The sequence below is a fragment of the Bradyrhizobium sp. genome (genome assembly GCF_035701725.1).
Classification (GTDB): domain Bacteria; phylum Pseudomonadota; class Alphaproteobacteria; order Rhizobiales; family Xanthobacteraceae; genus Bradyrhizobium.
The window spans coordinates 1-14,433 of record NZ_DASSRP010000096.1 but is presented as its reverse complement, the minus strand read 5'-3'; the positions used below and the strand labels follow the sequence as shown (position 1 = coordinate 14,433).

Below are 14,433 nucleotides of genomic sequence, written 5' to 3'. Positions count from 1 at the left end.
TGTAATGCCGCCATGGGGATGCAGGAAACCGCAGGGGTGACGGACGGCACCGGCTTTGAACCGCTTAAGCTGGTGGTCTGGGTCAGCCTTGCGGTCTATCTGGCGCTGGTGATCGGTTTTGCCTGGAATCCGAATCCGCTGGCGCAAGTGTTGGCGGCAATCGGCATTCTCGCCGCCGTCGTCCATGCGATCCGGTTCTATGGCTGGAAGGATGGCTCGGCGCTGTTTGCGATTTGCGTCGCCATTACCTTCGTCATGGAAAATATCGGCGCCACCACCGGCTGGCCGTTCGGCCGCTATCATTTCGAGGTCGGCGCTGACCTGCCGCATATTGGTGCCATTCCGGTGATCGTCGGTCCGCTATGGTTCGGCATGGGCTATTTCTCCTGGCACGTCGCCGCGGTTCTGCTCGGGGTGCCGGCGCGCCCGAGCGGCAGGTTCGAGTGCTTGGCGTTGCCGCTTGTGGCGGCCTTCGTCATGACGCAATGGGACGTGGTGATGGAGCCCGCGGCCTCCACGATCGCCAAGGCCTGGATCTGGCATGACGGCGGCGCTCATTTTGGCGTGCCGCTGTCGAACTACGCCGGCTGGCTGTTGACGACGTGGCTGTTCTATCAGGCCTTCGCTGTCTATCTCAGCCGCCGAGTGGGCCTTGCCGCACCGCCGCCCTCGCAAATGCGGACGCTGCGGCTGGTCGCGATTGCATTTTATCTGGCGTCGGCGCTCACGCATCTGACGCCGTGGCTGATCGGCGGGGGCGGCGAGGTGACCGATGCGGCAGGTCAGCTCTGGCGCATCAGTGATCTGCGCGGGGCCACCGTCGTCACCATGCTAAGTACGATGTTTGTCACATCGATGCTGGCGACCCTGAAGCTCGCCAACGTGCAGGGCGATCGCTGAGCGGCGCGCGGCCTATGCCTTGCGGGCGATCTCGCGCACGTGTCCGATCATTTCCTCGATCATCGCGGAGGTGACGTCCAGATGCGTGCAGGCGCGGATGCGGCCCTCCATCACGGCGATCTGCACGCCGCGCTTGTTCAAGGCGGCCACCATGTCGGTTGCGCTGATCCCGGCGCCATCCGGCTTGAAGAACACGAGATTGGTTTCGGGCTCCTGCACCTCGATGCCCTGGATCTGCGCAAGGCCGCGCGCCAGCGCGCGCGCATTGGCGTGATCTTCCGCTAACCGGTCGACGTGATGGTCGAGCGCATAGGTGCAGGCGGCCGCGCAAATGCCGGACTGTCGCATCGAGCCGCCGAGGCGCTGCTTCCACTGCCAGACCTTGTCGATGAAATCGCGCGTGCCGGCGAGCACGGCGCCGATCGGCGCGCCGAGGCCCTTGGAGAAATCGATCCAGGCCGAATCCCAACCCGCGGTCATGTCCTTCGCGCTGATGCCGCTGGCCACCGTGGCATTCATCAATCGCGCGCCGTCCATGTGGGTTGCAAGACCGTTGGCCTTGGCGATCTTCACGACCTCGTCGAGATCAGACTTCTTCCAGATCGTGCCGCCGCCGATGTTGGCGGTTTGCTCGGCGCTCACCAAGGTCTGCGGCGGCTGGTAGCGCGTGCGCGGATGCAGCGCGGCGCGGAAGGTGTCCGGCGTGAATTTTCCGTCGGCGCCTTGCAAGGGCGTGATCTGGAATCCGCCGAGCGCGGCATGGGCGCCGCCTTCGCGCGCGATGAGATGGGCGGAAGCGTGCGCGAGGATCTCATCCCCCGGCCGGCAATACACCAGCGTGGCGGTCACGTTGCACATGGTGCCGGACGGCAGGAACACCGCCGCCTCCTTGCCCATGAGATCGGCGACGCGGTCACAGAGCAGGTTGGTCGAGGGATCGTCGCCGACCTGTTCGTCGCCCACTTCAGCGCGTGCCATCGCTTCGCGCATTCCCGGCGTCGGGCGGGTTTGCGTGTCCGACAACAGGTTGATGCGGACCGGGGGCGCCTTGGGATTGGGACGGGCAGGGGTGTAGGCCATTGGATGAGGTCTCCATTATCGCGTCCTAGCCGGCCATAGCCGTTTGAAGAACGGCATCGCTTCCGCTCGCCTATGGCCCAGCCATCCACGTCTTGTTTTGTGGCGACCATAAAGGCGTGGATGCCCGGGACAAGCCCGGGCATGACAAAAACAAAAGGCCCCGGGGAAACCGGGGCCTTGATCTCAACTCATATGCAAGATCGGATCTATCAGCGCGAATAGAATTCGACGATCAGATGCGGCTCCATCTGCACCGCGAACGGTACGTCGGCGAGCGCCGGGATGCGGACGAATTTCGCGGTCATCTTGCCGTGGTCGACTTCCAGATAATCCGGCACGTCGCGCTCGGGAAGCTGGCTTGCTTCAAGCACATGGGCCAGTTGCTTGGAGGATTCCTTGACCTCGATCAGGTCGCCGACCTTCAGCTTGTAGCTGGAGATGTTGACCTTGCGGCCGTTCACCTTGACGTGGCCGTGATTGATGAACTGGCGGGCGGCAAACATCGTGGAGACGAACTTGGCGCGGAACACAGCGCTATCGAGACGGCGCTCCAGAAGGCCGATCAGATTCTCGCCGGTATCGCCCTTCATGCGGCCGGCCTCGACATAGATACCGTGGAACTGGCGCTCGCTGATGTTGGCGTAATAGCCCTTCAGCTTCTGCTTGGCGCGCAGCTGCACGCCGAAGTCGGAGAGCTTGCCCTTGCGGCGCTGACCATGCTGGCCGGGGCCGTATTCCCTGCGGTTCACGGGGCTCTTCGGGCGGCCCCAGATATTCTGGCCCATACGGCGATCGATCTTGTATTTCGCCTCACTACGCTTTGTCATCGCGTCCTCTTTCTTTCGATAGTTGGTTTGAGGAAACGCGCCCTCCTGTGCAGCCAGGAATGTCCTGACTTGCCGACAGGTCCAAACCCTTAAAGCTGGTAAAGAGTGGACCGCGGGTCGCGAAACGCATCGCGGGCCGAAAACGGCCCGCGAGCAGGGCGGTTTCTAGGCAGAAACGCCCCTCCTGTCAATGCGGACGGGCTTGGTCGCAAGCGGTCCGTTGGGTGCGCGGCGAGCGAATTTCGGCCGAAATCTCGTTGTTGAGCACCTGTTCCAGCCGCTTCAGGACCCGGGCGATGGCGACCGCATCGGTAATCCGGTGGTCCCAGCGCAGACTGACGTCGATGTGGTTGTCGGGGCCGACCACGCCATAGCTGAGCAGGAAGGGGCTCGGGCTGATCGCCCGCAGCTCGCCCGGCCCGTAAGCCGCGACCGAGGTCACCCCGAAGGTCCCGAAATTGTTGGCGCACATTCGTCCGAAGTTCTGGCCCAGATACCAGCTCAGGCGGCGCAGCGGCAGCGGCAGCCGGCTCGCCATCAGGATCTTGCGAAAATTCGGGACATCCTCGAGCGGCGCATTCTTGGCGCGGCGGATCTGTGCATCGATATCCGCCAGCGAGCGGCTTTCCAGGTCGGGCACCTTTTCAGGCAGGATGAATTCCTCGCCGCCCTCGGCCCGCGCCACCGCCACCATCGCGACACTGCGCGGCAGCTCGAAGAAATGCGGCCAGGGCAGCTTGACGTAGAGGGTCCGCAGCACCGCCTCGTCCTTGGCCACGATCGCAAAGGCCTTGGCGAATACGGCCGCCCAACCGGGCCGGGACGCGGCCATGGCGCGCGAGGCCATCAATGGCCCAATATCGAGCGGGCGTGAGAACGAAATCGCGGGCACGCGCATCGACGCATGCATGAAGTCGATCAGGAAGCGGCGCGGCAGTGAGATTTTTCGTTTGGTCCCGCGCATCGCTCCGCTCGGTTTCCTTCTCAATGCGGTCGCTTGATATCGGCCGGCTTAGCACGAAGCGAAGCCCTTGAGGCCGGGCTTTTTTTCGAATGCGACTTTACGGGCCGCTCGATGAACCAGAGATAAACGTATGAAAGATATGTAGAAAATTGAATTGGCGCCTCAGGCCAGCACGCGGCCGCCGAAAAATGGCATCAAGGCCTTGCTCATCCGAGGCGGCCGGCCGGATGTAAAGATCATCCGGGCTTCTGCCTCGTTCGGTCCATCGCGGCTTTCGGGCAGCAGGCTTGTCACCCGCCGTGCGATCGCGGGCGCCGGGTCGATCCACGCGACAGGCCAAGGCGCCAACCGGTTCAGCCGGTCGAGCAACAGCGGGTAGTGCGTACAGGCGAGCACGATGGTGTCGGTGCGACGCTCAGGTTCCTCGCTGGCCCCGACAAAACACGGTACCAGTTCGGCCAGGATGGCTTCGTCACTGACCACGCCGCCCGAGAGCGCCGTCTCGGCCAGAGCCGCCAGCTCCGCTGATCCGACCAGCGTCACTTCGCAACCTTGCGCGAAATCGCGGATCAGTGCTTGCGTGTACTCGCGCTTCACGGTGGCCTTCGTGCCGAGCACCGAGACGCGTTTGGTCCTCGAGCTGAGACAGGCTGGCTTGATGGCGGGTACGGTGCCGACGAAAGGTACGGCGTAGGCCGCGCGCAAATGCCCCATCACGGAAACGGACATCGTGTTGCAAGCGATCACGACGAGATCGGGACGATGCTCGGTGATCAAGTCGCCCGCCAAGGGTACCACGCGACCGATAATCTCTTCCTCGCTGTGGTGGCCATACGGAAAAAAGGCGTCGTCGGCGACGTACACATAGCGCGCCTCCGGGCGGGCGCGCACGATCTCGCGCAACACTGTTAGCCCGCCAAGGCCCGAATCGAAAACGAGAATGGTTGGATTCTGCCCCATGGAATTCATCCTAGCCGATCCGGAGTTACCTTTCAGTTGCCATTTGCAAACGCATCGCAAGTGCGGAGCGGGAATAATTTGCGCTTTGCATGAGTTCTAAGACAGCGCCCCCAAATCGGACGCGACGAACCATGATTTTAATGTAATCAGTCCGATGTATTCGGAGCGAATTATTGAAGCTGCGGGATAGCGAATGATACGCAACACGACAAAGAGCTGGGGCAGCCTCGCGCGGGCGTTTCACTGGATCATCGGACTGACCATTCTGGGAATGCTGGCCTATGGCTGGTGGATGAATCACATCCCCGCGCGGCCGGATCGTTTTTTCTACCGTTCGATCCACGCCGATATCGGTTACATGCTGATGGTGGCGATGGTGCTTCGGATCATCTGGCGTATGATCAATCCGATCCCGGCGTTGCCCCCGGGCATGCCAGGCTGGCAACGGATCGCGGCGCATGTCAGCCACGGCGCGCTCTATCTCGCCACTTTCATCGTGATCTTCCTGGGCTGGGCGCATTCCGGCGCGCGGCCGCAAGGCGACTACGGCAGCTTCTTCGGCCTGTTCCATGTGCCGCAGTTCACCTCGCCCGACAAGGCGACGGCCGATGCCTTTGAGGACCGGCATATCGTCTTTGCCTATGTGTTGCTGGCGCTGATCGTCATCCACGTCCTGGCGACGGCCTGGCATCATTTCATCAAGCGCGACCGCGTGGCGGCGCGGATGATGGACGGCCAGCCGGGCTGAGCTTTCTCCCTCAGCCCTGACCGAATACGCGCTTGAAGATCGTGTCGACGTGCTTGAGGTGATAGCCGAGGTCGAACTGCTCTTCGATCTCGGCATCGCTGAGATATTTTTTGACGTCGGCATCTTGCTTCAGCAGTGATTGGAAGTCGCCTTCGCCGCGCCAGACCGGCATCGCGTTGCGCTGCACGAGCTTGTAGGCATCCTCTCGGCTTGCGCCCTTTTGCGTCAGCGCGATCAAGAGCCGCTGCGAGTGCACGAGGCCGCCGAGGCGATCCAGATTCTTCTGCATGTTCTCGGGATAGATCAAAAGCTTCTCGACCAGACCGGCGAGACGGTTGAGCGCGAAGTCGAGCGTTACGGTCGCATCGGGTCCGATCATGCGCTCGGCCGAGGAGTGCGAGATATCGCGCTCATGCCAGAGCACAACGTTTTCGAGCGCCGGCGTTACATAGGCGCGCACCATCCGCGACAGGCCGGAGAGATTTTCCGACAGCACCGGGTTGCGCTTGTGCGGCATCGCCGAGGAGCCTTTTTGACCTTCCGAAAAGAACTCTTCGGCTTCCAGCACCTCGGTGCGCTGCAGGTGGCGGATTTCGGTCGCAAGGCGCTCGACCGAGGAGGCGATCACGCCGAGCGTGGCAAAATACATCGCGTGGCGGTCGCGCGGGATCACCTGCGTCGAAATCGGCTCGACGCGCAGGCCCATGGCCTTGGCAACGTGCTCTTCGACGCGCGGATCGATCTGGGCAAAGGTCCCGACTGCGCCGGAGATGGCGCAGGTCGCAACCTCGTGGCGCGCGGCGATCAGGCGGTCGCGGGCGCGCGAAAACTCGGCGTAGGCGTAGGCGAGCTTCAGCCCGAAGGTGACGGGCTCGGCATGGATGCCGTGCGAACGGCCGATGGTCGGCGTCATCTTGTGCTCGAGGGCGCGCTTCTTCAGCGCGGCGAGCACCTTGTCCACGTCGGCGACCAGAAGGTCGGCAGCCCGCGTCAGTTGCACGTTGAAGCAGGTGTCGAGCACATCCGAGGACGTCATGCCCTGGTGGACGAAGCGTGCCTCGGGGCCGACGATTTCGGCAAGATGGGTGAGGAAGGCGATGACGTCGTGCTTGGTTTCCCGTTCGATCTCGTCGATCCGCCCGACGTCAAAGGTCGCATTGCTGGCCTTGGCCCAGATGGTCTTGGCGGCCTCCTTCGGAATCACCCCCAATTCCGCCAGCGCGTCAGCCGCATGTGCCTCGATCTCGAACCAGATCTTGAAGCGGGTCTGGGGCTCCCAGATCGCGGCCATTTCCGGGCGGGTATAGCGGGGGATCATCGGGCGACTCTGAGGCTTTTGAGGGGGTTAGGGGCGCTTTAGCAGAGCGGGCGGGGGGTGACAAACCATCGTCCGCGCCGCCTCCACGGAGCCTGTGGATGGGCGCAACCCACCCATCACGGAATATTGAATGACAGATATTGAAATCTGTCAGCGCGATGGTGTATATATTTCATGACGCCTCCTTCAGGGTCCCCCGGCGAGGCCGCTCCCAACGGCGAGCCGGGGCCAGTTACCAAGGACTACGGCCATGACATTCGAAATTTTGCACCTGACCACCCAAATCCAGCGTTGGCTCAACCGGCGGATTGCCCAGCACCTCGCCGAACAGGCCGAACGCCTCGCCCGCTAACCGCCGAGATCGTCAGCCGTATATAGGCTAGGCTGACCCAAGCAGGAGTGCGCCGATGAACGAGAACGTGGTGTTGACCCCGGAACGCATTCTGGAAGTCACGGAAGACGTTCTGCGCCGCTACGGTCTCGCCAAAGCCACCGTCGTTGACGTTGCGCGTGCGCTCGATGTGAGCCACGGCAGCGTCTATCGGCATTTCCCGAGCAAGGCCTCGCTGCGCGAGGCGGTTGCCAAACGCTGGCTCGAGCGCGTCTCGACGCCGCTTGCCCAAATCGCCGAAGGCCAGGAGCCGGCGCCGATCAAGCTCGACCGCTGGCTTCGCGAGTTGTTCTCTGCCAAACAAAAACGCTATCTCGAAGACCCCGAAATGTTTGCGACCTACCTGACGCTAGCGCGGGAGGCCTGCAAGACAGTCAAGGGGCACCGGGCCTGCCTGACCGACCAGCTGGAACTGATCCTGGCCGATGGCGTCAAGCAAGGCGCGTTCGAGATCGCCGATACCAAGGTCACCGCCCAGGCGATTTTCGACGCCGTGACCCGCTTCCACCATCCCGCCCATTCCGACGAATGGAACGATCCGCAGCTGCCCGCCCGGATCGATGCGGTCATTGCCATGCTGCTGCGTGGCATCGAGGCCTGCAAGCGCTGATCTGCGCGGCCGATTGCCGGCCGCCCGTCCCCCGTCCCCATAGTTTGATATCCGTCAAGGCGGAACGCCTTCCGTTCGGTACGAACGGCTGGTGTCCCGGTTCTGACATTCGTATCATTTCGCGGCGCGTTCGTTTGTGAATGCCAACTCACGGCAACACAGAAAAGGAACGTCAGGAATAGCCACACTGTGAGGTAGTGCGTGCGGCTGGCACTTTTTGCGGACATTCATGCCAACCGGCAGGCGTTCCTCGCTTGTATTGACGCGGCGCGCGCGGGCGGCGCCGAGCGGTTCGTTTTCCTTGGCGACTATGTCGGCTACGGCGCCGATCCCGAATGGACGCTGGAAACAGTGATGGCGTTTGCGGAGGAGGGGGCGCTGGCGGTCCGCGGCAACCATGACAATGCGATCGGCTCGCCTTCGGAAACCATGAACGCCGCGGCGCAGGCGGCGATCGAATGGACGCGCGGCCGGTTGAGCGCGCCCGAGCGGAAGTTTCTTTCCGAGCTGCCGCTGACGCGCGAGCAGGACGATCGCCTCTACGTGCATTCCGAGGCCAGCCAGCCCGCGCGATGGCGCTACGTCCGATCGAGCGCCGATGCCGGGCGAAGCTTGATCGCCACCGATGCCCACATCACCTTTTGCGGCCACATTCACCGCCCGGCGCTCTATTCGATGTCGGCGACAGGAAAGATGACGAGCTTCGTGCCGGTTTCCGGTGCGGCCGTGCAATTGCTGTCGGGCCGGCGCTGGCTTGCGGTTCTCGGCTCGGTCGGCCAGCCACGCGATGGCGATCCGGCCGCTTGCTTTGCGATATTCAATACTGCCTCCCGCGAACTCACTTATCGCCGCGTCCCCTACGATATCGACACCGCTGCGCGGCGCATTCGCGACAACGGCCTGCCGGCGTCGCTGGCCGACCGCCTGTTTGTCGGGAGGTGAGGCGATGGCGAAGTTCGTGGTTCAGCCTGGCGCAAACATTGACGGCTTTACGCTTGGCGAATGCGTCCACCGCGGCGGCATGGCGACACTGTGGAGCGTCACCCGCGACGGTATTGCCGCGCCGGTCTTGATGAAGATTCCCCGCGTTTCGGAAGGCGAGGACCCCGCCGCGATCGTCTCTTTCGAAATGGAGCAGATGATCCTGCCGAAACTGAAGGGCATCAACGTCCCGCACTGCTACGCGGCGGGCGATTTTGCGCGCCAGGCCTATGTCGTGATCGAGCGCATTCCGGGGCAGACGCTTTACCATCGCCTTCCGGATCTGCCGCTGCCCTATGACGAGGCGCGCCTTCTCGCCCTGAAAATTGCCGATGCGCTTTGCGACCTGCATCGCCAGAACGTCATTCATCACGACATCAAGCCTTCGAGCATCATGTTTCGCGCCACAGGCGAGGCGGTGCTGATCGATTTCGGCCTGTCGCATCACGATCATCTGCCGGATTTGCTGCAGGAAGAGTTCCGCGTGCCCTATGGGACGGCGCCTTATATGGCCCCGGAACGCTTGCTCGGCGTGCGCGACGACCCCCGCAGCGACCTGTTTTCGCTCGGCGTGCTGCTTTATTTCTTTACGACCGGGGTGCGTCCGTTCGGCGAGAGCGAAACGATGGCCGGGATGCGGCGGCGGCTGTGGCGCGATCCTTATCCGCCGCGGCAATTGCGGGCCGACTATCCGCCGTGGCTGCAGGAAATCGTGCTGCGCTGCCTGGAAATCGATCCGGTGTGGCGGTATCCGACGGCTTCGCAACTGGCCTTCGACCTCACCCATCCCGATCAGGTCAAGCTGACCGCGCGCTCCGAGCGGCTCAAGCGCGACCCGCTCTCGACGGTGTTGCGCCGCCGATTCAACGGCAATCCGATCAATGAGCGGAGCAAGTCGGCCGTGGCTGCGCAAGTGGCGTCAAGCCCGATTGTCGCGGTTGCGATCGACGTCACCGAAGGATCAAGCGAGCTGAATGAAGCGCTGCGCATCACCGCCGAGCGCATTCTCAAGACATCGCCATCCGCGCGGCTTGCCTGTCTGAACGTGTTGAAGCTCGGCCGCGTTACCATCGACCGCACCCTCGATGAAGAGGGCAACAACAAGCATGTCGGCCGGCTGGTCACGCTGAAACATTGGGCCGCATCGCTCAAGCTTGACGAGAGCCGGCTGACCGCGCATGTGCTGGAGGCGGTCGATCCTGCCGGCGCGATCCTGGAATTTGCCGAAGCCAACCACGTCGATCACATCGTGATTGGCGCGCGGCAAAATTCGTTGGTGCGTACGCTGCTCGGAAGCACCTCGGCCAAGGTCGCGGCGGAGGCCCCCTGTACCGTTACCGTGGTGCGGCTGCCCTGGCGCGCGAGCGAGGATGGCGGGCGCGGCGAGCCGTCCGACGACCGATCGCTGCCCGCAATCTAGGTCTCAAATGGCTTCGCCGCGCGCGACGGCGGCGGCCTGGCGGATCGCCGAGATGTTGGTCCGGTATGCTTCCTTCGTGCCGCCCTTGAACACGGCCGAGCCCGCGACAAAAGCGTTGGCCCCGGCCGCGGCCAGCTCGCCGGAATTATCCGCGCCGACGCCGCCGTCGACCTCGATATCGATCGGCCGGCCGGCCGTCATCGCACGCAAGTCGCGGAGCTTGGCCAGGGTGGAAGGGATGAAGGCCTGCCCGCCGAAGCCGGGATTGACCGACATCACCAGCACCAGATCGATGCTGTCGAGCACATATTCGATCGCCGAGATCGGCGTCGCCGGATTGAGCGAGACGCCGGCCTTCTTGCCGAGCGCGCGGATCGCCTGCAACGAGCGGTGCAAATGCGGCCCGGCCTCGACGTGCACGGTAATGTGGTCGCAGCCTGCTTTGGCGAAGGCTTCGAGATAGGGATCGCAGGGCGAAATCATCAAATGCGCGTCGAAGATCTTCTTGCTGTGCGGACGCATCGCCCTGATGACGTCGGGTCCATAGGAAATGTTCGGAACGAAATGGCCGTCCATCACGTCCAGATGAATCCAATCCGCTCCGGCGGCATCGACCGCGCGCACTTCCTCGCCGAGTTTTGAAAAATCGGACGCCAGAATCGACGGCGCGATGACGAGGGGGCGAGGCAACAGGGAAGCGGTCATTGGCGCGGTCTTTCGAAGCTGTTTCGCGGCTAGTGTCCCGATTCCGAAGTTCGCAGCATTTTCGGAGCCACGTTTCGAACTTCGGAATCGAAAGGACACTAGCAAAATCATTGATCTAGTGTGGCTTTGGCTCAGAAGTCCGCACGACAAGCTCGCGGCAACAATGATGCGGACTTCTGAGCCGCCATACTAGCGCGCTTTTTCGCCTAACATGCGAAGGTTCGGCCGGCAATGCAGGCGCCGACTTGGCGGAAAAATCTGCCGCCGGCGGCACCAATTGCCGAGGAGGCGGTGCGTTCCATCACCGTGAACGCAATCAATTCGTTGGCCTTTTTGCCATGGCACGAGGTTTGCTCATCGGTGGTGACGGGCGTGCGCGCCCATTTGGAGTTCGTGCCATGTTGCCTGCCATCGGTGCCGCCTCGGCCGCTTTGGACGCCATCCAGTCGTTGACGTCATCACAGCCGTCATCGTCGTCGCAATCGTCCGGTTTCGCCTCGATCCTGGCCGACGCCAAAGATAGTGCGGCCGCATTGATATCAGGCTCGACGGCCACCGGACCGGGAGGCGGCCAGTCGTCGTCGGGCAACGTCAATGCGCTGTTCGACGCACAGGGGCTGTCGTCGACCGACTTCGCCGATGCGCTGGATTCCGGTGCCTCGTCATCCGCCTCTTCGCAGCAAAGCCAGGCGGCCTCGTCGACCTATAACGCGATCAACCAGCTGACCCAGTCCACGGCCGTTCCGGTTGGCCTTTCGATCAGCGCCTGACGGCTGAAATTCACTTTCCGAAACGATCCCGCCAGGCCGGCAGCGCGCCCGGCAAGGCTAAGGCAGTGGCGGCATGGACACCGCGGGCAATCGCACGCGCCACGACATTCGCCGCGACCATGCCAAGCTCGGTCAGGCCAATCAGCGGGTCGATCGAATGCTCGCCGGTGGCCGCCGCGAACAGTACGTCGCCGTCCATCGGTGCGTGCACCGGATAGATCGCGCGCGCAAAGCCGGTATGGGCGATCATGGCGAGGCGCTTGGCCTGGGTCTTGGTGAGCGCGGCATCGGTGACGACTACTGCTAGCGTCGTGCTTTCGGTCTCGGTCGTCGCGCCCTTGATCCGCATCTTCAGCATGTCTGCGGTGAAGGTTTCGGGCAGACCGCGGCCGCCATATTCGCCATCTACCTCGAACGGCGCGGCCCAGAACCATGGTCCGTCGCCGACCGTCACACTGCCGAGCGCGTTGACCACAACGAGTGCGGCGACCTTCACGCCATGCGCGGTTTGCGCGGAGGCCGAGCCGATGCCGCCTTTCAGGTTCGCGGTCAGGGTGCCAAGGCCCGCGCCGGCGCTGCCGAGCGCAAAGTTTGATGTGGCGGCGGCCGCCGCCGCATAGCCGAGGTCGCGGTAAGGAGCAAAGCGGCCCCAGTTCTTGTTGCCGCCGTTGAGAAGATCGAAGCAGATTGCGCCGGGCACGATCGGGATCACGGCGCCGCGAACGTTGAGGCCGCGACCCTGCTCGGCGAGCCAGGCCTGCACGCCGCCCCCGGCTTCGAGTCCGAACGCCGAACCGCCAGATAACGCGATCGCATCGATCTTTTCGACCGTATTGGCGACATCGAGCAGGGCGCCCTCGCGCGTGCCGGGACCGCCGCCGCGCACATCCATCGCTGCCACCACCGGTCGGTCGAAGATGACAGCGGTGACGCCGGAGGCGAGAGCTGGATCATCCGCATGCCCGACACGGACACCGGTAATATCGGTCAGGAGATTGTTCATCGAAACCTGCTGGTCTGGCGGTCCAAAACACCGCATCATTGTTGCCGCGTGTTCGTCCTGCGGACATTTAAGCCAAAGCCTTACCACATCAACAGGTTCGCTAATGTCCTTTAGATTCCGAAGTCGCAAAGATGCGGCCGCGCGAGAGTGCGAATCTCGGAGTCGACACACTAGCTCTTGAGCGCAACGCGTATCATGCGCGCCAGATCGGATTTCCGATAGGGTTTGGCGAGCAGCAGCACGCCGGTATCGAGGCGCCCATGATGAACGATGGCGTTCTCGGTATAGCCAGACGTGAACAACGTCTTCAATCCCGGCCGCCGCACGAGCGCCGCATCGACCAGCTGACGACCGTTCATCGTGCCGGGCATGATAACGTCCGTAAAGAGCAGATCGATTTTGCCGGGGCCGTCGATGATCTTGAGGGCTTCGGAGGCCCGGCTGGCTTCAAGGGTCTTGTAGCCGAGGCTCTGGATCTGGGTGATGACGTAGCGACGGACCAGCGCGTCGTCCTCCACCACGAGGATCGTCTCGTCGCCGCCTTCGATGCTGTTCGAGGCCAGCGATTCCACAGGGGTGTCCGACAGGCCGGTGGCGCGTGGCAGATAGATCTTCACCGTCGTGCCGTGGCCGATCTCGCTATAGATCTTGATATGGCCATTCGACTGCTTCACGAAGCCGAACACCATGCTGAGGCCGAGACCCGTGCCTTTGCCGACTTCCTTGGTCGTGAAGAAGGGATCGAACACCCGCTCGAGATTTTCCGGCGAGATTCCCGTGCCGGTGTCGCTGACGGCCACCATGACGTAATTGCCGACGACGACGTCACGGTTCATCGCGGCATAGCTGTCGTCGAGATAGACGTTGCCGGTCTCGATCACCAGCTTGCCGCCACCCGGCATCGCGTCACGGGCATTCAACGACAGATTCAAGATCGCCGTGGTGAGCTGGTTTGGATCGACCAGGGCAGGCCATGCGTCCTGGGCAAGTTGCGGGTTGATCTGGATGTGCTCGCCGAGCGTCGGCCGCAACAATTTGGTGGTCTCGATGACCAGCGCATTGACGTCGATCTCGCGCGGCTGCAGCGGCTGCCTGCGCGCGAAGGCAAGCAAATGCTTGGTCAGGCTGGCGCCGCGTTCGGCGGCGTCGTCGATCATCTTGGCGATCGCGGATAGCTGAGGGTCAGTGGTCACGGCATCGGCGAGGATGCCGATGGTGCCGGTAATGACGGTCAGAATATTGTTGAAGTCGTGAGCAACGCCGCCGGTCAGCTGGCCGACTGCGTCCATCTTTTGCGCCTGACGCAACTGGGCCTCGGCGGCCTGCTTTTCGGTGAGATCGCGGCCGACGAAGAAATGCCTGCGAACCGGCTCGGACCAGGTTCCCATCCAGCTCAGGTTCACCGTATGGCCATCCCTGTGGACGTAACGGGTTTCGAAATTGCGCATCAAATGGCCGCGGCGAGCGGCGCGCATTTCCTCCCGCGTGCTTTCGAGGTCGTCGGGGTGGATGAACTCTGCCGCGCTATGGCCGATCATTTCCGACGGATCGATCCCGAGAATGGTCGTTGAGCTCGGACTGACCTGGACGAAGGTTCCCTTGGTATCGGTGACCAGGATGAGATCCTGCGAAGTCTCGAAGATTCGCTGCCTTTCCTCGATTTCCTGGGTCAGCGCCGCCTGGGTGCGCTTCGTCTCGGTGATGTCGCGCGCGATCTTGGAAATGCCGACGATCTCGCCCGAGCTGGAGCGCAACG

14 protein-coding genes are annotated in these 14,433 nt (G+C 62.9%); 6 read left to right on the top strand and 8 right to left on the bottom strand.

Translation table 11 applies throughout. The annotated features are described in order from the left end of the window. Positions 1-36: 36 nt before the first annotated feature. Positions 37-900 carry a carotenoid biosynthesis protein gene (locus VFL62_RS05110; protein WP_325171290.1) on the top strand — a complete coding sequence of 288 codons (864 nt, stop codon included), beginning with the start codon at positions 37-39 and terminating at the stop codon, positions 898-900. A 12-nt stretch (positions 901-912) separates the two neighbouring features. Here the strand turns inward: VFL62_RS05110 and VFL62_RS05105 are convergent, their stop codons facing one another. The 4 genes from VFL62_RS05105 to murI all read right to left on the bottom strand — a co-directional run bounded on the left by VFL62_RS05105 (position 913) and on the right by murI (position 4,731). After that, the gene (locus tag VFL62_RS05105; protein WP_325171289.1) at positions 913-1,980 is read right to left on the bottom strand and encodes a threonine aldolase family protein; all 1,068 of its coding nucleotides are present in this window, start codon (positions 1,978-1,980) and stop codon (positions 913-915) included. Positions 1,981-2,189: 209 nt separating this feature from the next. Continuing rightward, complete coding sequence (gene rpsD / locus VFL62_RS05100) at positions 2,190-2,807, bottom strand: 30S ribosomal protein S4 (protein ID WP_325171288.1); 618 nt, start codon at positions 2,805-2,807, stop codon at positions 2,190-2,192. A 187-nt stretch (positions 2,808-2,994) separates the two neighbouring features. Beyond that, complete coding sequence (locus VFL62_RS05095; RefSeq protein WP_325171287.1) at positions 2,995-3,771, bottom strand: acyltransferase; 777 nt, start codon at positions 3,769-3,771, stop codon at positions 2,995-2,997. A gap of 162 nt (positions 3,772-3,933) precedes the next feature. Further along, complete coding sequence (gene murI / locus VFL62_RS05090) at positions 3,934-4,731, bottom strand: glutamate racemase (protein WP_325171286.1); 798 nt, start codon at positions 4,729-4,731, stop codon at positions 3,934-3,936. A 193-nt stretch (positions 4,732-4,924) separates the two neighbouring features. Here murI and VFL62_RS05085 point away from each other — a divergent pair, with 193 nt between their 5' ends. Further along, complete coding sequence (locus VFL62_RS05085) at positions 4,925-5,479, top strand: cytochrome b (RefSeq protein ID WP_325171285.1); 555 nt, start codon at positions 4,925-4,927, stop codon at positions 5,477-5,479. A 10-nt stretch (positions 5,480-5,489) separates the two neighbouring features. On the opposite strand, the gene purB is transcribed toward VFL62_RS05085, so the two are convergent. Continuing rightward, complete coding sequence (gene purB, locus VFL62_RS05080; RefSeq protein ID WP_325171284.1) at positions 5,490-6,797, bottom strand: adenylosuccinate lyase; 1,308 nt, start codon at positions 6,795-6,797, stop codon at positions 5,490-5,492. 407 nt (positions 6,798-7,204) lie between these two features. Here purB and VFL62_RS05075 point away from each other — a divergent pair, with 407 nt between their 5' ends. From VFL62_RS05075 to VFL62_RS05065, 3 genes are all read left to right on the top strand, one after another. Beyond that, the gene (locus VFL62_RS05075) at positions 7,205-7,798 is read left to right on the top strand and encodes a TetR family transcriptional regulator (RefSeq protein ID WP_325171283.1); all 594 of its coding nucleotides are present in this window, start codon (positions 7,205-7,207) and stop codon (positions 7,796-7,798) included. Between the two features lie 201 nt (positions 7,799-7,999). Further along, positions 8,000-8,740, top strand: a complete 741-nt coding sequence (locus VFL62_RS05070; protein WP_325171282.1) for a metallophosphoesterase family protein — start codon at positions 8,000-8,002, stop codon at positions 8,738-8,740. Positions 8,741-8,744: 4 nt separating this feature from the next. Continuing rightward, positions 8,745-10,199 (top strand): bifunctional serine/threonine-protein kinase/universal stress protein, encoded by a 1,455-nt coding sequence (locus VFL62_RS05065; protein ID WP_325171281.1) that lies wholly within the window; start codon positions 8,745-8,747, stop codon positions 10,197-10,199. 3 nt (positions 10,200-10,202) lie between these two features. Here VFL62_RS05065 and rpe read toward each other — a convergent pair whose 3' ends face one another. Next, complete coding sequence (gene rpe, locus VFL62_RS05060) at positions 10,203-10,904, bottom strand: ribulose-phosphate 3-epimerase (RefSeq protein WP_325171280.1); 702 nt, start codon at positions 10,902-10,904, stop codon at positions 10,203-10,205. Between the two features lie 398 nt (positions 10,905-11,302). Here rpe and VFL62_RS05055 point away from each other — a divergent pair, with 398 nt between their 5' ends. After that, a complete protein-coding gene (locus VFL62_RS05055) occupies positions 11,303-11,674 on the top strand; it encodes a hypothetical protein (protein WP_325171279.1) in 372 nt (123 codons plus the stop codon). 10 nt (positions 11,675-11,684) lie between these two features. Here VFL62_RS05055 and VFL62_RS05050 read toward each other — a convergent pair whose 3' ends face one another. Both VFL62_RS05050 and VFL62_RS05045 read right to left on the bottom strand, forming a co-directional pair. Beyond that, on the bottom strand, positions 11,685-12,677 hold the full coding sequence (locus VFL62_RS05050; RefSeq protein WP_325171278.1) for a P1 family peptidase: 993 nt from the start codon (positions 12,675-12,677) through the stop codon (positions 11,685-11,687). Between the two features lie 170 nt (positions 12,678-12,847). After that, the coding region (locus VFL62_RS05045; RefSeq protein WP_325171277.1) for a PAS domain S-box protein at positions 12,848-14,433 on the bottom strand (1,586 nt) is incomplete at its 5' end.